This window comes from Mycoplasmatota bacterium, from assembly GCA_018394295.1.
Lineage (GTDB): Bacteria > Bacillota_I > Bacilli_A > Haloplasmatales > Haloplasmataceae > JAENYC01.
Map to the genome: position 1 here is coordinate 1,805,610 of CP074573.1, position 19,407 is coordinate 1,825,016.

21 protein-coding genes and 1 pseudogene are annotated in these 19,407 nt (G+C 27.8%); 4 read left to right on the top strand and 18 right to left on the bottom strand.

What is annotated here, in order from left to right:
* Positions 1-525: 525 nt before the first annotated feature.
* From KHQ81_08260 to recJ, 13 genes and pseudogenes are all read right to left on the bottom strand, one after another.
* A complete protein-coding gene (locus KHQ81_08260) occupies positions 526-828 on the bottom strand; it encodes a hypothetical protein (GenBank protein ID QVK16897.1) in 303 nt (100 codons plus the stop codon).
* An 85-nt stretch (positions 829-913) separates the two neighbouring features.
* Complete coding sequence (locus KHQ81_08265; GenBank protein ID QVK16898.1) at positions 914-1,822, bottom strand: flotillin family protein; 909 nt, start codon at positions 1,820-1,822, stop codon at positions 914-916.
* Between the two features lie 87 nt (positions 1,823-1,909).
* Positions 1,910-2,138 (bottom strand): annotated as a pseudogene (locus tag KHQ81_08270) (D-aminoacyl-tRNA deacylase).
* Positions 2,139-2,183: 45 nt separating this feature from the next.
* Complete coding sequence (locus KHQ81_08275) at positions 2,184-2,675, bottom strand: GNAT family N-acetyltransferase (protein ID QVK16899.1); 492 nt, start codon at positions 2,673-2,675, stop codon at positions 2,184-2,186.
* A gap of 130 nt (positions 2,676-2,805) precedes the next feature.
* Entirely contained in the window at positions 2,806-3,000 is a 195-nt protein-coding gene (locus KHQ81_08280; GenBank protein ID QVK16900.1) for a hypothetical protein, read from the bottom strand.
* Positions 2,994-3,656, bottom strand: coding sequence for a hypothetical protein (locus tag KHQ81_08285; protein QVK16901.1), 663 nt, complete (start codon positions 3,654-3,656; stop codon positions 2,994-2,996). Before KHQ81_08285 ends, KHQ81_08280 begins: the two co-directional genes overlap by 7 nt.
* 113 nt (positions 3,657-3,769) lie before the next feature.
* Positions 3,770-4,549, bottom strand: a complete 780-nt coding sequence (locus KHQ81_08290) for a hypothetical protein (GenBank protein QVK16902.1) — start codon at positions 4,547-4,549, stop codon at positions 3,770-3,772.
* Between the two features lie 232 nt (positions 4,550-4,781).
* The gene (locus KHQ81_08295; GenBank protein ID QVK16903.1) at positions 4,782-5,378 is read right to left on the bottom strand and encodes a type IV toxin-antitoxin system AbiEi family antitoxin domain-containing protein; all 597 of its coding nucleotides are present in this window, start codon (positions 5,376-5,378) and stop codon (positions 4,782-4,784) included.
* Between the two features lie 197 nt (positions 5,379-5,575).
* The gene (locus tag KHQ81_08300; GenBank protein ID QVK16904.1) at positions 5,576-5,887 is read right to left on the bottom strand and encodes a hypothetical protein; all 312 of its coding nucleotides are present in this window, start codon (positions 5,885-5,887) and stop codon (positions 5,576-5,578) included.
* 213 nt (positions 5,888-6,100) lie between these two features.
* On the bottom strand, positions 6,101-6,547 hold the full coding sequence (gene dtd / locus KHQ81_08305) for a D-tyrosyl-tRNA(Tyr) deacylase (GenBank protein QVK16905.1): 447 nt from the start codon (positions 6,545-6,547) through the stop codon (positions 6,101-6,103).
* A 129-nt stretch (positions 6,548-6,676) separates the two neighbouring features.
* Entirely contained in the window at positions 6,677-8,869 is a 2,193-nt protein-coding gene (locus tag KHQ81_08310) for a bifunctional (p)ppGpp synthetase/guanosine-3',5'-bis(diphosphate) 3'-pyrophosphohydrolase (GenBank protein ID QVK16906.1), read from the bottom strand.
* A 36-nt stretch (positions 8,870-8,905) separates the two neighbouring features.
* Positions 8,906-9,418: an adenine phosphoribosyltransferase gene (locus KHQ81_08315; GenBank protein ID QVK16907.1), complete on the bottom strand. Its 513-nt coding sequence runs from the start codon at positions 9,416-9,418 to the stop codon at positions 8,906-8,908.
* 21 nt (positions 9,419-9,439) lie between these two features.
* A complete protein-coding gene (gene recJ, locus KHQ81_08320; GenBank protein QVK16908.1) occupies positions 9,440-11,656 on the bottom strand; it encodes a single-stranded-DNA-specific exonuclease RecJ in 2,217 nt (738 codons plus the stop codon).
* Between the two features lie 83 nt (positions 11,657-11,739).
* Here recJ and spoVB point away from each other — a divergent pair, with 83 nt between their 5' ends.
* A complete protein-coding gene (spoVB, locus tag KHQ81_08325) occupies positions 11,740-13,266 on the top strand; it encodes a stage V sporulation protein B (GenBank protein QVK16909.1) in 1,527 nt (508 codons plus the stop codon).
* Here spoVB and KHQ81_08330 read toward each other — a convergent pair.
* On the bottom strand, positions 13,256-13,900 hold the full coding sequence (locus tag KHQ81_08330; GenBank protein ID QVK16910.1) for a DUF421 domain-containing protein: 645 nt from the start codon (positions 13,898-13,900) through the stop codon (positions 13,256-13,258). The genes spoVB and KHQ81_08330 overlap by 11 nt on opposite strands.
* 92 nt (positions 13,901-13,992) lie before the next feature.
* On the opposite strand from KHQ81_08330, the gene KHQ81_08335 reads away from it, so the two are divergent.
* From KHQ81_08335 to KHQ81_08345, 3 genes are all read left to right on the top strand, one after another.
* A complete protein-coding gene (locus tag KHQ81_08335; protein ID QVK16911.1) occupies positions 13,993-14,367 on the top strand; it encodes a TIGR04086 family membrane protein in 375 nt (124 codons plus the stop codon).
* Between the two features lie 88 nt (positions 14,368-14,455).
* Positions 14,456-14,872 (top strand): hypothetical protein, encoded by a 417-nt coding sequence (locus KHQ81_08340; protein ID QVK16912.1) that lies wholly within the window; start codon positions 14,456-14,458, stop codon positions 14,870-14,872.
* Positions 14,856-15,233 (top strand): hypothetical protein, encoded by a 378-nt coding sequence (locus KHQ81_08345; protein QVK16913.1) that lies wholly within the window; start codon positions 14,856-14,858, stop codon positions 15,231-15,233. Before KHQ81_08340 ends, KHQ81_08345 begins: the two co-directional genes overlap by 17 nt.
* Before the next feature lie 358 nt (positions 15,234-15,591).
* Here the strand turns inward: KHQ81_08345 and KHQ81_08350 are convergent, their stop codons facing one another.
* The 4 genes from KHQ81_08350 to KHQ81_08365 are packed head-to-tail and all read right to left on the bottom strand — an operon-like array spanning position 15,592 to position 19,367.
* On the bottom strand, positions 15,592-16,212 hold the full coding sequence (locus KHQ81_08350; protein ID QVK16914.1) for a flavodoxin family protein: 621 nt from the start codon (positions 16,210-16,212) through the stop codon (positions 15,592-15,594).
* Positions 16,213-16,231: 19 nt separating this feature from the next.
* Positions 16,232-18,154: an FAD-dependent oxidoreductase gene (locus tag KHQ81_08355; protein QVK19598.1), complete on the bottom strand. Its 1,923-nt coding sequence runs from the start codon at positions 18,152-18,154 to the stop codon at positions 16,232-16,234.
* A gap of 32 nt (positions 18,155-18,186) precedes the next feature.
* A complete protein-coding gene (locus KHQ81_08360; GenBank protein ID QVK16915.1) occupies positions 18,187-18,723 on the bottom strand; it encodes a nuclear transport factor 2 family protein in 537 nt (178 codons plus the stop codon).
* Between the two features lie 56 nt (positions 18,724-18,779).
* Positions 18,780-19,367, bottom strand: a complete 588-nt coding sequence (locus tag KHQ81_08365; GenBank protein QVK16916.1) for a TetR/AcrR family transcriptional regulator — start codon at positions 19,365-19,367, stop codon at positions 18,780-18,782.
* Between the last annotated feature and the right edge of the window lie 40 nt (positions 19,368-19,407).

The window sequence follows — 19,407 nt, forward strand, 5'->3', positions numbered from 1 at the left end:
CCTAAATTATGTATAAGTTCTTTCTAATCAGGAGGATATATAATATTAGTAGGCAATTATAGATTGAAATTCATCTTCGATCAATCTGTTTTCTAATTACAACTCCTTGAGACTTTCAGACTGTTATTATTTCAAATGTATATATAAATTATATTTCAAAAATAAAAAAATAAAAGAGGAAATGACATTTAACTGTGATTCCTCTTTATTTATCTATTTTGGAAATGGATTATAATTGTCACAGGTCCATCATTACTTAATGAAACATAGTTCCAAAAATACCTACTTCAACTTCAGTATTTTCTTTCTTAGTTTATCATTAAATTCACCATAAATTGCTTTTGCTTGTTCAGGTCTTGTTGATTCAATAAAATTTGGTCTATTTATTTTCTTGTATAAGCGAATAAAATTTTAATATTGTTACAACCTTTTAAAAACCCAAAATATTGTCTATCTAATTTTATAAGATGTTAATAAACTTAAATAATATATTAACTCATAATGTTGTATAAAAACACCATTTATTTATAAAACAAACAGATATATAAATGCAACTATCAATCCTAATAAAGATGGTACATGTGCTATTGTAATTCTCAATATTCCATGTTCTCTAGATAAATTATTCAATATATTTTTTCTAATAATAAAATATGAAGATAAAATAGAAATCAATGCTGGTACACCCCATAAAGTTAAAGTCAAATATAGATCCTTATCTACCTCTATATAAACCGACAATAATATTAGTATTATTAAATAATTGACATTAGTCATATATGCTGCTGAATAGAAAAGGATTTTTTTCTGTATTAATTCTGTATTCATGTTCTCCTCCTTGGTTATATCATACTATATACTTGATCTTATCTACAGTCAAAATATTCAAAATTTATTGTACAAAATTATCTTACTAATAATAGACCTCAAATGCTTTACAAGTAATCTTCATTTCAACTCCGTTTAGTAATTTAATATGGATTTGCTGCCAATTTGAATCTGGATTATCAGACAATGCGTTATTATTTCCGTTTGATTTATCTACATCATTGATTAATATTTCTGACACTGTAAAATTATCCCGCTTTCCCAACAATTCATAACCAATATAATCTATGCATTTAATTATAACATTTACATCTGGTTTTCTATTTAAATAGATAATTATCTTGTCGTTACCTAGTTCAATTTTATTAATTTTACTATCAGCCAAATTTTGACCGGTTATGTTCATTAGATCTTGTTTCTCTGTTCCCCCTCCAAATGTACTTATACAATCAAAGTTAATGCGAATCGGTTTTATACCTATTTTTTCAAGTTCATCAGTAGCATTGCTATAGACACCTGACATAAATTCATCGTTGTTCATGTTTAATTCTTTAGCATTCTTATTCTTTACCAGTGACCGCAAATTGCCAACTAGAATATCTTTTGTTATATCATGAATCTCTTCATGGGAAAGTCCGAGCAGACATTCTACAGCATTTTCCCTAACTCCCTCTTCAGTTGATATACTAATGGTAAATTCGGCGTCTATTTCAACAAAAACATTATCTTTTGATAATGCATTTTTTAATTTAATTTCGCCCTTAATCGGCTTAAGATCTAAATATTTATAACTCTGTATTATCGGCCATATAAAGGCTGCTCCTCCATGAATACAGACAAATCCTCGCGGTTCCCCATTCTTATCATTTCCTACTCTACCATAGATAACCATAAGTTTATCTGCAGGACAACGATGATAACGACTAAATATAAATAAAGCATAAATTAATATTAATACAAAACTAATAATAATGATAGGTAAAATTTTTTCCATAATCTCCTAAAGTCCCCTTTCAAAAATACTAATTTAATTATAAGTCAAAAATGAAAAATATAAAAGAGGAATCGACGTATTTAAAGTCTATATCCTCTTAATATTTGATTTATTTTTAAAATCAATTATTATTGTCACCGGTCCAACATTAACTAATGATACTTCCATATACTCACCAAAAATTCCTGTCTCAACTTTAATATTTTCTTTTCTTAATTAATCATTAAATTCATCATACAGTGCTTTAACTTGTTCTGGTCTTGTTGAAACTAGGTCTATTTCCTTTTTTAGTATCAGAATATAATGCGAAGTGTGTTTTTTAAGAGACAAAAATCGGAATGATAAAGTTCATCAATAATGTCTATACCTCATTTAATTTATTTAATAACAACATACTTGGTTCTTCAAAATAAACTGGTTTTTTATTTTTATCTAAATAATGATAATCATAGTGCTGTTTTTTTATAAAATCTGTAAATCCAAATGAATGATACATTCTTGTTAACTTTTCTTCATTTTCTGGATCAACACCAATAGTTACCTCGTTAAAACCTTTATCTATTACATGTTCTAAGACACGTTTCATAAGAGCCTTTCCAAGTTTTCTTCCTCTATAAGCTTCCTTAATTCTGAATGCACATAGATAAGCTCTATTTTTACCATTTGCCTCATCAGCGTCAACTGAATTCCAAAATATATACAATTCACCTACTAGATTATTTTCTTCATTTTCTATAGTCCAAAATTCAATATTCCCTTTTTCAATTCCCTCTACAAAATAATTTTCAGTGGGGCTATACTTTTCTCCCCATAAGATTCTTACTTCTTCAGATGTCCCTATCCTAATATTCATATTATCACCTACTTCAATATCTTCGTTAAAACATACATATATTATCTAGTTTTATTATAGCCTAGAGGAGCATCTATTTATATATTTTTATCAATAATATTTGTCACTGGCCTATCAAAAGAATGATTAATTATTTATTAGTTTTAATAGATTTTAAAGGATTACCATTAAAATCTAAATAGTAAACATTTTCTTCGAAATCTTTAACAATAATTTTATCTTTTTCAAAGATTAGATTATTATCATCATCAGGAGAAACAAAAATATCTGCACCATAATATTCCCAATCTATTCTACCCTTTTTATTTATTCTCTTAATTACCATTTCACCATGGGTAATATAAAATTGATCAAAAGAATAGATATAAAACATATACTATCATCAACTTTAACTTTCCAAACTAATGATAAATTAAGAGTATTTAAACAAAATAAAGTATCACAGACGGAAATCAATAAACGTTTACCATCAATAATAACATTATCTGTGTTTACTGGAGCATCGAAGGAACCTGCCATGAGTAATATAGATTTAATAATTTTATTCTTTTGGCTTAATTTTAATCCATATTTAGAACAATGGCTGTTATAATCATCACTTTTATAAATTTGAGAATAATTAATATGGTTATCATTAGAATTTAAAGAATATGTATATTCATAAAATAATTCAATAACATTATTATCTGATTTAAAAACTAATCCGCCACTCTTACAATACCATATATTATTAAAGTGATGTGATATCGAAGCACAATCCATGGCTTCTTCTACTGAATGGTGTAGCGTATCACTGATTACATTCCAATTTATATCACATGAAAATAAATAATAATCATTATGCCCACAAGTAGAAATTACTAAAGCAGTAATATTTTCTTTATGATCATCATAATGAACATATCCAAAATGATTTGCCTTCTTATTTCCTGTAAAATATAATACATCAGCTTCATCTAATTTGATTGGAACTTGATTCATATAACCACCCTATTCTATCTTGTTCAATCATATATCAATTATAAATTAAAAAGTAAATATATAAAAGATAAATTGACATTTAAAAAGTATAGTTCCTCTAAATTTATTTAGAATCAATAATGATTATCCATAGATTTAGAACCTTTTACATAAGCAAGAAAATCTTCTTCTATTTCACAATTAGTATTTTTATTTATAATAATTTGATATATATTTAAAGATATTTCTTTATGGTTCTTCCATCTCCGATCTAGTTTTAATTTCTTACCGTTATGAGCAATGAGCACGACTTTTTTACTTTTATATTCAATTTTTATGATGTCTATCCATAATCTTCTTTTATTAAAAAATAGGTATTTAACAACAATAGAATTTTTATTTAAATAAACTTTATTATGAGATAATGAAATTAAGAAAAAGAGAAGATATGTCCAAAGAAAAATGTATAGTACGAGTAATAGATTATATATGGAATCGTTAATCTTATAAAATGAAGCTAATAATATTGTCCAAAAGAACATTAGCATGAAATATATTAATATCTTATAAAATAAGACGATTAATCTTTGACTATATTGTTTATAAATGTTGTCATAAGGATCATTCTTACTTGAATCTTCTCTAAGCTCTACATTATCTTTAGTGAAATTTATCTCATTATAAGTTAGTCTTAAATACTCAATAAGAGAATGATCTATTTTGCATGTAGGATTATTTTTTAATATATTCTTATAAATTTGAAAGTACAATTGATTATAATTTTTCCAAGCGGATTTAAAAAACGTTAATTTTGTGTTCGTATTATTAAATAGAATTACAGTATTTGATCTATACTCAACCTTAGAAATTTCTTCCCATTTTAATATTTTTCTTGCTTTTTTATAAAATCTCATAGACTGTATAGAAATCTCTTCAGAATTAATAAATACTTTAATATTGCAAAACCACTTATAGAATAAAGTAAATATCCACCTTTGAGAATGAGTAGCTCTTTGAATTTTTAACACGACAATCTTCTAACAAATTCTTCTTGACAAAATAATATAAGTAATTGCTGAAATTGAATATTACTTTCTTTAGATTTATTTTTTAATTTTGCTAATGTTGATTCAGCTATATTCCCCACTATAACCACACTCCAATGAATGTTTTTACTTTTCCTTTTATATTTAATAATTTAGAATATTTATATAATAATGTAAGGTTTTTTTTATCATCTTTTAAATAACTCTTTATTGCTTGATTAAATATTTCTTTATCTAATTTTTTTTCATATTTTAATACGTCACAAATAGTACGATCTCGATTAAAAATGTTAATTTTTATCCCATCTAGTTGATAATTGGTTAAACCAATATTCATATATCCTTTTTCAATGTAAAATGGTTCTATACTAGGATAGTCAATTTTATACTTGCTTTTTTCACTATCTTTATCAACGGCTATTTGCCATGATGATGGTATCCTATCTGTATAATCGTAGTGCATAAGTGCACTTTCCAAGAAAATTACAGAATCAGGAAACAATCTAGCTATGATTACCTCATCTTGAGTAAAATAATCACTAAGTTCGTAAAAACCATATTTAATTTTAATAATATTACCATCTTCAACTAATCTTTTTATTTGTCGACTTGTAAGTCCTAATAAATTTAGTTCAGATGTTTTTAATATTCCACCATTTTTTATAAATTCAGACTTTACATTTTCAAAATCAAACATTTTTGCACCTCAATATCCGCTTCCGAAAATAAAAGCGGGTAATTTAGTGTAATATTAACATAAACTACTAATAAATACAAGAATTAAAAAATAATATTAGTTTATTTATGTTGATATAAAACACTTTAACTCAATAAAATTAAGGCCAAATAAATCAACATGAATATGTTTAATCTTAAACACCAAAATATAATTTATCAATCACTTGTAAAAAGATTATTACCTAAACAAGTAATGTATTTTTTCTCAATCAATATCAAGTATAAATAATTATATATATCGTTAATAAATTTTTTAAATTCTATATCTTCATGAATATCAATATTTTTATATATTTTACGTTCTTCTCTAAAAACTTTAAGCATTTGATTGAAATATAAATCCTTCTCATTGGATTCTTCTAGAGAACTAACAAGTAACTCATATAACCCTAAATCACTAATATTTTCACCATTTGGGTTTTTAACATGTATAACTTCTCTTCGCCGTTTTTTTACTTCGGTAAGCATATCAAAATATTTTATCTCGATTTATTTAATTTTTTTCCAGTATCACTTGATATTTTAGATATAACTTTCTTAACTTGGTTTAATATTCAATACTATCTCTACTTTCTATTTAGTTTATTGGATAACAAAAAAAGATATGAAACTTTTTAATATATTTTGACTAGACATTACTTTTCACAATTTTTCAATGGTGGACTCTCCCTATAAAAACACCTATTTATTTTTAGAATCAATAACAATTGTTACTGACCCATCATTAACCAATGTAACATTCATATGCTCACCAAATATGCCTGTTTCAACTCTAATATCTTTATTTTTAAGTTCTTCATTAAATTTATTATATAACTTTTCTGCATGATCAGGTTTAGCTGAGTCAACAAAACTAGGTCTATTTCCTTTACGACTATTTGCATAGAGAGTAAATTGACTGATACTAAGTATTCTACCACGAGTATCAATAAGCGATTTATTCATTTTACCTTCTTCATCTTCAAAAATACGCATATTAATAATTTTTCGTACTAGATAATCTATATCCTCTTGCGTATCTTCATGAGTTACTCCAACAAGTAACATCAACCCATCATCAATTTGACCAACTATTTTCTTTTCAACTTCAACCGATGCACTACTTACTCTTTGGATTACTATCTTCATGTAAATTTCACCTATTTCTATCTTAATTGAATTTTTGTTTCAAAAAAATACTATATTATTTAAATATAGTATTAATATATCCTATTTATATTCTTGATTAATAATTTTTTTTGTTCTTTAAATCTAGATTTATTTTGTAATTCGTTCAACAAAATAAATATCTTTTATTTTCTTTAGATTAATGCCAATATTATTTAATCTAGTGACATCTTCAACTAATACTTTAATTTTAACAGTAGCTGTACTATCCTTATTGATATTAGCTGATACAGCGACTAAATTAACACTTAATGCATTAATTGAATTAATCACATCTGTTAATAAATTATTTCTGTTAAACGCCGTAATCATTAAATCAACTTCAAATTTTTTACCTTCCAGTTTATCTGACCAATAAACATCAATTACACGCTCTTTTTCTGAATCAGTAACATTTTTACAATCTGATTTATGAACTGTAATTCCTTTTCCTTTGGTCACATAACCTACAATTGAATCTCCTGGTATAGGGCTACAACATTTAGAAATCTTTACATGTGGATTATCTAAGCCATCAACAACAATTCCTGTGTCACTTGATCGATACACTCTAATTTTATCTTTCGCTTTATCTTCATTAAAATGTTCAAGAATTGCTTGCGCATCAAAAGTTGGATTATTATTTTGAGCTTTTTGAATAATCGTTTGTATAGAAATAATTTTCTTCCCAACGGCATATAACAAATCATCTACAGAATTAACACCTTGTTTTTGAAACTTACTAATATACTTTTCATCACTTAAGAAATCCATCACACTAGGGACTTTACCTTCTAATGCTTTATTAACTAAATCTTTTCCTTGTTCAATAATCGAACTTCGATTTTGTTTATTAAAGAATTGTCTAATTTTTCCTTTAGCATGTTGTGTTTTAACAATTTTTAACCAGCCTTCACTTGGTCCATAAGATTGTTTAGATGTTTTGATTTCAACAACATCTCCAGTTACTAATTCATAAGTTAAAGGAACAATTTTTCCATTGACAATTGCACCAACGGTTTTATCACCAATTTCACTATGAATACGATAAGCAAAATCAAGTGGTGTAGCACCAGCAGGAAAATCTAACACATCACCGTTTGGTGTGAAAACATAAACATTCGCAGAAAAAATATCATCTTTCATAAGCTCGACTATATCATCTGCTTCATCATTTTCTGTGTATTCAACCATTTCTTTATACCACTTTAATTTTTTCTGGATTTCAATATGTTCTTGCTCTGCGGTATTATTGCGATTTTCTTTATATGCCCAATGAGCTGCAACCCCAAATTCGGCAACATTATCCATTTCTTTCGTTCTGATTTGTACTTCAAATATTTTGCCATTCGGACCGATAACTGTTGTATGTAAGGATTGATACATATTTGGTTTAGGCATTGCGATATAGTCTTTAAACCGCTTCGGAATCGGTTTAAAATTAGCATGAATAACTCCTAATACATGATAACAAGTCGCCTCATCACTCACAATTAGGCGTAATGCTAATAAATCAAAAATCTCTGAAAATTCTTTATTTTTTTCACGCATCTTTTTATGAACACTATAAATGTTTTTAATACGTCCTTTAATTTCATATTTAACATCATGTTCGTCTAATAAGAGCGATAATTCTTCAATCATATTAGCGATACCTTGTTCACGTTCTTTTTGTTTTTCATTAATTAACCCGGCGATATAATAATATTCATCAACATCAATATAGCGTAAACATCGATCTTCTAACTCGGATTTTAACCGATACATACCTAATCGATGAGCAATCGGAACAAATATCTCAAGCGTTTCTTTACTTATTGATGTTTGTTTTTCTTTAGGCATATATTTTAACGTTCGCATATTATGAAGCCTGTCGGCTAATTTAATGATAATAACACGTATATCTTTAGCCATCGCTAAAAACATCTTCTGATAATTTTGAGCTAAAGCTTGTTCTTTTGAAACAAATTTAAACTGACCTAATTTAGAAACCCCATCCACTAAAGTAGTAATTTCTTCACCAAATTCTTGAGTCATCTCATAATAAGTCACACCTGTATCTTCTAACACATCATGTAACAGACCTGCGGCAATCGTATTCGGACCAGCATTAAAAGTTGTTAGAATAGTAGCAACTTCTAACGGATGAATAATATACGGTTCTCCTGATTTACGAAATTGATTATGATGCTTCTCTTCAGCATAGTTATATGCTTTTTCAATTAAATCAAGGTTAGCTTCATTTGTGATATAAGTTTTCGCTGTTTGCATCAATTGTTCAAATTTTAACGTTATTTCTGGCATACGATTCACCACCTTTAACTTCAGTTTATTATTTTATTAATATTGAATTAATGAAAAAACTTCGTAGTCTTTTAGTTTATCTCTTCCTTTTAATTCATTTAATTCAATTAAAAAGGCACATCCAACAACAATTCCACCTAATTGTTCAATAAGTTTAATACTTGCTTCTACAGTCCCACCTGTTGCTAGTAAATCATCAATGATGATCACTTTTTGACCTTTTTGAATTGCATCTTTATGAATACATAATTTATTTGAACCATATTCTAAATCATATTCATATTCAATTGTTTCTCTTGGTAATTTCCCAGGTTTTCTAACGGGTACAAAACCTAGACCTGTAACAGCTGCAACAGGTGTACCAAATAAAAATCCACGTGCCTCAGGACCAACGATTAAAGAAGCACCTTTGGCAATCGCATATTCACTTAATTTATCAATTGTATATTTTAGGGCTTCTCCATTTTGCATTAAAGGCGTAATGTCTTTAAACAAAATTCCTTCCTTTGGAAAATTTGGAACATCAGCTATATATTTTTCGATTTGCATTTGAATATCCTCCACAATATATTAATTTTTTAAAATCTTTATTAAATCTGAACTTGTAGATAAAATGAGCTTTTCCTTTAACTCAACTTGATTTATGATTTGTTGAAAGGTCTTTGATTCTGTTAATTGCCTTTTGACAGGATTCTCCACAACAATAATTTCATTATCCTTTATTATAACAAAATTTAGCTCAAAAAACACCTGTAATGAAATGTTTTGTATTTTTTTATTAAATCCTAGCTTTTCTAATTGATTAATTAATTGTTCATCATTTTGCTTAAACTGTTTATATTTTCTATATACCTGATAAATTCTCGCTAATTTCGCACGTGTGATTAAATGCTCTTGGGAAAATAAGTCATCATATTTAAATAATATATAAACATTAAAAACATTTGGATGATTCACAATATGTTTTAAATCTTCAAAACTTTTAGGTAAATCAATTAAAACAACATCACTTGAAAGATTTAATTCATTAGAAAACATTTCACCTTGACTATAACCATAATCTTTCTCAAAATAGAGATAGGTTAAGTTTTGATCACTATAAACTGTTTCATCAAAAACTTTATTTCTATAATCAAAGAATTGTTTATGGCTACACTTAATATCTACAATTTGAAATTGGTTTGTAATTGTATTATTATATTCATTTAATTCAAAAGTGCCAACAACATCAACCAAATCATTATTATTTATATTATAAAATAAATTTCCCATATTAAAAGCAATTGCGTTCAAAAAAAACTTATTTTTTCGTAATTTTAGTTTTAAATGTTTATTTTTTTCTCCAACAGGCTTACAAGTTATGACCTCAATGTCTTTTAATAAAAACAAAGGTTTTTGATTATTAATACCAAAGGGTCTAAATTTATCTAAATCCCTCGTTAATTTACTACTAATCATGTTTTCATTCAGTGAACAATCAATCTTTAGGTAATTATTTAAATTAGCTTGTGCTAGCTCATGTAGTCGTTCTCTAAACAACGAAAGATTTTCCTTTTTCAAAGTTAATCCCGCTGCCATCTTATGTCCACCAAATTTATCAAGCAAGTCTTTACATTTTTCTAAGTTTTCGTGAAGTGGAAAATCTTCTAGTGTCCTTGCTGAACCTTTATAACCAAATTCAGTTTCTGTTAAAACAATAATTGGTTTATGATAAATGGCTAAAAGGCGATTACAAATAATCCCTAAAACCCCTTCATGCCAATTCTCTTTAGCAACCACAATCACATGATTCTGTGATAAATTATGCATCGTAATTTCTTCAATTGCTTCATCAGTTATTGTACTAATTTTAGTTTTTCTATCATTGTTTAAGGCCTCAATATCACTAACTAATTCTTGAGCTTCTTTTATATCTTCTGTTGTCAAGAGTCTTACAGATACATTTCCTGTATCCATTCTTCCTGGGGCATTTAATCGTGGACCATAAATAAAACCTAAGGTATTTTCATCAATTATTTTAATATTAGCCATTTGTGAAAGTAACCGAAGTCCTAGATGTTTTGTTCTTTCTAATTGTTTTATTCCCCATTTGACAATTGTACGATTTTCATCATGTAAACTAACCATATCACAATAAGTACCTAGACAAGCTAAATCAATTAGATCATAAGGAACTTCGCCTAATAATGCATGGGCGAGTTTAAAGGCAACCCCACTTCCTGATAAATCTTTAAAAGGATAGCTCTCTCCTACAACTTTTGGATGTAAGATGGCATAAGCACTAGGTAATTGTGACTTAGGTTCATGATGATCAGTAATGATTAGATCAACCTCAACACTTTTTAAATACTCTCCCTCTAAAATTCCTGTAATTCCATTATCAACAGTAATAATAACTTTAAAGTCATGATTTACAAACGTTTCAAAAGCTTTTTGATTTGGTCCATATCCTTCATTAAATCGATTGGGTATATAATAAAAAACATTCGCATTCATTTTTTTTAGTGTTTTATATAAAATCGCAACGCCAGTCACACCATCAACATCAAAATCACCATAAATCATTATTTTTTCATTTTTTAATATTGCTTCATTAATTCGCTTAATAACTATATGCATATCCTTAAATAAGAAAGGATCGTATAGTGATAATTCATCACTCAAAAATCGACTTTTTTCAATATCATTCAATAAATTACGGTTTTGAAACAATATATTCATTAATTCTTCTTCATTATTGACTTCATTTTTAGACAGTAAATTCCATTTAAATTGTGAATCTAACATAATAATCACCTTTTTACTCATAAAACTAATTTAATATAATTATAATTGTATAAGAAAATGTTTAATTTGAAAAGGTGAAAACAATGAAAAAGCAAACATTTATACAAGGAACCATTATTTTAGTTGTTGTGGGAATGATTGTTAAGGTACTTGGATTAGTTAATAGAATGGTTATCGCACGATTATTAACCTCTGAAGGTATTGGTATCTATATGATGGTGATGCCTACTTTTGTCTTACTTATATCACTTGCCCAATTAGGATTTCCAATCGCAATTAGTAAACTAGTCTCAGAAAATAATATTAAACAGCGTATTTCCAATCAAACCATCGTATTAAAGGCTTTACGAATTAGTTTAATTAATAGTTTATTACTCATAACCATTTTATTACTTTCAGCCAAATTTCTATCTTTCAATTTATTAAATGATAAAAGAACTTATTATCCAATTCTATCACTTGTTTTTTTTGTTCCTTTAGTTTCATTTTCAAGTATTATTAAAGGTTATTTACATGGCTATAAAATAATGGGCGTCCCCTCATATAGCCAATTAATTGAACAAATCGTGCGTATTACAACAAGTATTAGCTTAGTCATTATTTTACTCCCTTATAGTATTGAACTTGCGGTTTGTGGAGCGATTCTATCAATGTCAATTGGAGAAGCTATCTCATTAATCTATATGATCTATAGAATAAAAAATAAACGTTCATGGAATCGAATTATAAAAAAAAGAGTTGAAAATAAAACCTATGAAAAAAACATCATTAAAGACATTTTAACCATCTCACTCCCCGCAACTGGTAGTCGATTAATTGGTTCTTTATCCCATTTTTTTGAACCAATTATCTTTTCTTTTGCGATGATATCTATTGGAATAAGTAGTCATTATGTGACAAGAATATATGGTCAAATTACAGGTTATACAATTTCATTATTATTAGTCCCATCCTTTTTGTGTGTTGCTGTCTCCATCCCGCTCATTCCGATTATTTCAGAAGCTCATACAAAAAAAAATAGCGAGAAAATTAGTCACTATTTTAACCTTTCCATTTTTTTATCATATTTATCAGGTGGTATATTTACCATAATTCTAACACTTTATCCAAATGAATTAATGAAACTATTTTTTAATACAACCGATGGTGTTGTTTTCCTATCTTATATGGCCCCATTATTTTTATTTCACTATTTTCAACTTCCAATTACCTCAACATTACATGCCATAGACAAAGCAAAATCAGCAATGATGAACACTTTAATAGGAGCTGCCATTAAACTATTTCTAATTTATATATTAGTTAGTACACCTTATATTAATGTCCATGGATTAACAACCGCAATTATAATAAACTCTATATTCGTTACTGTTGCTGATTTTATTGTTTTAAGTAAAACAATAAAAATGAAATATAATTTTAAAACCATTTTTACTTCTATATATTTACTAATATTTACTTATCTAGTAGGAAGTTTACTGAAAATCTCACAATTTATCAGTAATGCATTTATTAATATGTTTATCTTAATCATTCTTTATACAGGTATTGTATTTCTATTTAACATAGGAGACATCAGAAAAATAAAAAATCAACTTATTAATCATTAGGATTAAGCCTAATGATAAATAATTCATCATTTTCATAATTGGCATATAAAACTTTACTAATATCATCATAACCTTGTTCTTTTAATAATTGTTTTACTCTTTCTTTATCAATATCTAAGTAATTAAAATTCTCTTCAATAAAATGACCTGAAATAATTACAGGTAATGGTGATATATTTCTTTCTCCTTTTCTAAATACTGATAAGGTTCCACCTATTTCTAAAATTGCATAATCTACCTCAGATATAGAACGTATCTCCTTATCTCTTAATTGATTCATTAAATCATCAAATGAATAATTTTGTTTTTTCATTTCTTGATAATTTACTTTACCATTGGCAACAATTACAGAAGGAGTCCCCTCTAATTTCTCACGGACTTTAACATTTTTGAGTGTAATATAACTTAATAATTTCTGTAAAAGAATGAGTAAAGCGATGACAATTACAGAGTGGATAAATGGTTTATTTATATTTTCAATAGAGAAGACAGTAATTTCAGCAATCATCAAAAAGACAATGAGGTCTATAATACTTAATTCACCAATTTCTCTTTTCCCAAGTATCCGGAATGTGATATAAACTAATATGTAACTAAAGAAAGTCCGTAAGAGAATTTGTATCATTTCATACATGTTATCACCTTAAATTATTTATATATATTTCATTTATTTATTCTATTCAGATTAATTAAATCATATAATTTTATAGAAAGGCAGGGTTTTATATGATTAACAATTTCAAAAAGAATGTTACCATATTATTAATATGGCTTATATTATCTTTAATTATAATCGCTGTTTCATCTATTTTAGTTTATTTCAAAATAGTTAGTGTAGAAGATAAATCCATTTACATTTTTGTTACTGGGGTTTTACTATTTATAATATTAGGATTTTTAAGTGGAAATATTAAACAAGCAAAAGGTTTATTAAATGGTATCATGTTATCAATTTTTATGATTATCATCTTATTACTTATTCAATTTTTAGGACTTGAATCAAAGATGTCATTAAGTACCATCGCTAAATATGGAATATTTATCCTTTCAGGTGGTTTAGGTGGGATATTTGGGGTTAATTTTAAACCCATTGTTAAGTAAAGAGTCCACATTAAGTGGGCTTTTTTAATAAAAAAAATGACACTAAACGACTGAATATATGCTATAATAGTAAAATGAAGGTGATATTATGAATCAGAAGTTTGAATACTACATTAAAAAAATATTAAATAAAATTTTACTCCAATTGATTTCATTAATATTATTAAGTGCCCTATTAATTATTTTAGCAACTGCTCTTAAGTTTAAAGTAGGTCCATATCCTGCACCCCTTTTATATTCTTTTATGGGCATTTTGTTACTAATCGGTATTATGATTAATTATATATCCTATAGAAGAAATATTTGGTTATTAAAACATTATGAAGAAGATGAAGATAACACCATAGAGCACATTAATAAGTATAGAAACGATGTTAATAACTATAATCTCCAAGATTTTTTATTTCATCTGTTTAATAAAAAATCTTATAAATATTACGATGAAGCAATTAAGACTTTAAATAGAACGATAGATTATGAGAGCAATAATGAATCAAGTATTTGAAGATAATATTAAACAAATTCAGAGGATCTTCGAAAAGCGTATTCTAATAACTTGGATTATTATAATCTTATTTTTACTTCTAGCATTAAGTTTAACATTCTTTTATAGTGAATATATCCTCTATATTATATTTTTATTTATCATCGCTATCCTAACATTTATTATTAAACTGATATTTAATCAAGCAAATAATAAATTAAACACCCTATTAAATACCTACCAAAATAATCCTGAAGAAGTTAAGGATTATTTAGTCGTTCTAATTCAAAACGCTAAAAACAATCAACATAATTTCATTATGAAATCCTATTTTCACAATATTATCACTTATTATATAAAGGCTTTAGAGGCATTAAAATAAACTAAATAATTATTTAAAAGACAGAGAGACTGTAATCAAATTCTGGCTCTATAATACTTTGTATTAGCAATTATCCCGATAAAACTTCACATAGTCTCCAAAATCTGCATTAGACAGAATATTTTGAAAACTAATTCTTATAGCCTATCAAAATTACAACATTATACATTTCATCAATACGTCTTAGAGTTACCACTTTAAATTGGTAACTCTTTTTTTCTTGATTGTATGGACATAATATTTCCTTCTTCACTTTATAATAAAGATCTATAAATAAAAAGAACCATGTAACATTATAAATCACATGACTCTTATTCAAAGATATAATATTTAATAAAATTAATTTGAATGAGGTTTATCACACAATCATTTCTCTTAATTTTTTTCCTAATAAGTCTGCTTCTTTTTGTTTTTCGATATCATTTTCAAATCTATAGAAGACGCTATCATCAATTTTAGCATTATCTCCATACATCATTCTAAAAGCACTATTTGGACAGGATTCTCCTTTTCCACATTTATAACAAGAGACATTTCCACCTACTGTTATATGACCTATTTCATTCATTTTATATGATTTAAAAAGTCTTGAAAATTCTTGTGCTACTAATTCTTGATCAAAAGCTCCACCTGAAACAGAAGCTGTTATTTTTTTTGCTAAATGATTATCATGAAACAAGGGGAATAATCTTTCAAAGAACGATTTTGCCAAAGAATTAAGTCCACCCATTCTTGCTGGTGTTCCAAAAACAACTGCAGGGGCTTTAACTATTTTATCAAGTACTTCATTTATATCATCTTTTAATATACATTGGGCTGAATATGCACATTTTGTGCAACCAAGACATTGTTTCATATCAATTCTGTGTAATCTTATTATTTCGTAATCTAGACCAGTTGCTTCAAGTACTCTTCTTAGAGCCTTTTCAACAACCCCATTTTTGACAGTACTTCCACTAATTCCAATTATTTTTTCCATAGTTAATCTCCTAATTATATTAAATATTCATTCCTGCTTGGAATCCTTCTTCTACCGCTTCAAGTGCACTTCTAACTTCACTAGCATCTCCAATCAACTTAACGCACTTACTAATATATCTCATTTTTTCATATAATACATTATTCGAAACTGATCCAAGGGCTAAAACAACTGTATCAACGTTTTCTAATTTTATTGATTTATCACTTGTTTTTATATTAACATATGTGTCCGATATGCTTTCAACAGTTGAATTTGTGTATATAATTACGTCATGCTCTTTCATATCTTGTAGCAAGAAATATCTTACTGCAGGTTGTCCTTTGGCAACTAGTTTATCCATTTTTTCTACTATGGTAACTTTTTTACCGTGATTTGCTAGATGCTCAGCTGTTTCAGCACCCACTAATCCACCACCAATAACAACTACATTTTCACCACTATTAATTTTTCCATTTAAAATGTCTTGTGCTAGAACAACATGTTTCTTTTCAATACCTTCTATTTTAGGTACAATTGGTTTTACTCCAGTAGCAAAGATAATAGCATCGGCTGATGACTCGGTTAACATTTCTTCTGTTACTTGCGTATTTAAGTGAACACGAATATCTGATTTTTTTATTTCTTGTACCATATTTCTTATAAACTGATTTATATCACTCTTATTAGGTGGTATGGCAGCTTGTAATAATTGTCCACCTAATCTGTCTTTACTTTCATACAAGTCAACGATGTGTCCATTTTTTGATGCTGTTATTGCAGCTTGCATCCCCGCTGGTCCTCCTCCAACAACAGTAACTCTCTTCTGATTTACTGTTTTTTGAGCTTGTACTTTACTTTCATTTCCAATTACAGGATTTACTAAACATTTAATAGGAAGTTGTTGAACATTTCTTCCTGCACACCCTTGTAAACAACCAATACATTTATTAATACTTGTATACTCACCATTCTTAGTTTTTAAAGGCAAATATGGATCAGCTATCGACGCTCTCCCCATTGAAACAAGGTCAGCTTTGTTTGTTCTTATAATTGAAGAAGCCAACAGTGGATTGTTTATTCTTCCAACTGTAATTACAGGAATGTTAACTACAGCCTTTATTTCTGCTGAGATATTACTACTCCATCCCTCTTTAACTGCTGATGGTGGAATAATATATTGAGAACTAGCATAAACTCCATTGCTTACATGTATTGCATCAATACCTGCTTCTTCCAAGATTGAAGCTATAACTACACTATCTTCAGTAGATAACCCACCTTCAACAAATTCATTAGCTGACATTCTATAAATCAATGGAAAGTTTTCTCCAACTTTACTCCTAATATCAGCAATTACATCGAGAGGAAGTTTCATTCGAGCCATTAAATTTCCACCATATTCGTCAGTCCTCTTATTTGAGAAAGGTGATACAAATTGATTAATTAAATACCCATGAGCTCCATGAACTTCTACTCCATCAAATCCAGCCTTTTTAGCTCTTAGTGCTGCCTCTCCGAATTGACGAACGATTGCCTTGATTTCGGAAATAGACAATTCTTTAGGTATTTCATTTATGGTTGGATCAGGTAAAGGTGATGGTGCCACAGGTTGACATCCTGTAATCTTGCGTGATGTCTGTCTTCCAGCATGATTCAATTGAGCAAAGACTTTTACATTATATTTGTGTAATCTATCTGTTAAAGTTTTATGGCTGTCTATTTGATAATTATTCCATAATCCTGGCAATTTTAAAAATCCTCTTGATTCTTTTGATATTGCATAATTTTCAGGTATTATTATTCCCCATCCGCCTTTAGCCTTTTCTTCCAAATATGCCATATAAACTTCACTTGCTGTTCCATCCTCATTCGCAAAAATAGTTACCATTGGTGGAACAACTAGCCTATTATTTATTTTTATATTTCCAATTTTAATTGAACTAAATAAATTATCTGTTATCACAAATATTCACGCTCCTATTAACATGATAATTACTTAATAAAATCATAGCTTAAATCTTCTTTATTTCTTTTTGTTTTATATTTGTCAGAAAACTTCTCACTCCATACAGCTGATGCATCATGATTTTGATTCCAATCAAACACTGTAACTCTATGTAATATTTTCCATTCATCATCTCTTTTTTCTAATTTAAAGAAGTGTCTTCCTCCTAGAATACCCTCCTTATCAACACCGTTTTCTTCGTGAACATGATAGGCCCAAACATATGTTTCAGCAGTAGCTTGATTCCCATCTACCTCAATTAAAATATTGCTGATTCTGTGTTGGGTTACTTTTAAATTAGCAAAACCTTTCATAGCTTCTGGTGCAAACTTCCATGCATTATCATTCCAATAAAATAATTCTGGATAGATAGGCTCTTGATGTTCTTCAATCCCTTCAGGCCAATAAGTTGACTTCATTAAGTCTTCATCCATACGATCAAGTGAACGAGCATGTCTATACATTAACTGCTCAATTTCTTGTCGATCCCAAACTTGTTGTAATTTTTTTTCTAAATTTTCCATGATGTTCTCCTTTAATTATATGACTGGTCGTCATTTATATTTTATTTAATAAAACTCTACACAAGTAGAGTTATTACTAATAAATCATAGAAATCCTCTAATGATTTCACATTCCTTGTTACTTTTGCTCTAATCAACGTTCCATGCCAACTATTAAATATAAATTCCGCTAATTTTTGACTTGACGTTGTGGTATGCATCATATTTTGCTTTTGAGCTTCGTAAATATTCTTACTAAGTTTACCTATTATCTCATCTTCAATTTTCGATATGACTTCTTGAATTGAATCATTTACTCCACTCATTTCTTGAGCTATTTTTCCAACAAAACAACCTTTGCACAACATTTCATCAGTATTAACATCTAAAATCATCTTTTTGTAAAACTTCTTAATTCTTTCTAAAGGATCTAAGTTCTTATTATCCAATATATCAAATTGCTCTTTACTCATAGATGAATAATAATAGGTTAGGGCTTCTTTAGCATAATCCTCCTTATTCTCAAAATAGTTATAAAGCGACCCTTTAGGAATACATGCAGCATCAGTTAAATCCTTAACACTAGTTCCGTTGTATCCTTTTTCATACATGACATTGATTGATTTTTCTAGGATTTCATTTTTTTTCTGTTCTCTTTTATCCATACATATATTATATGACCGTTCGTCATATTTGTCAACACCT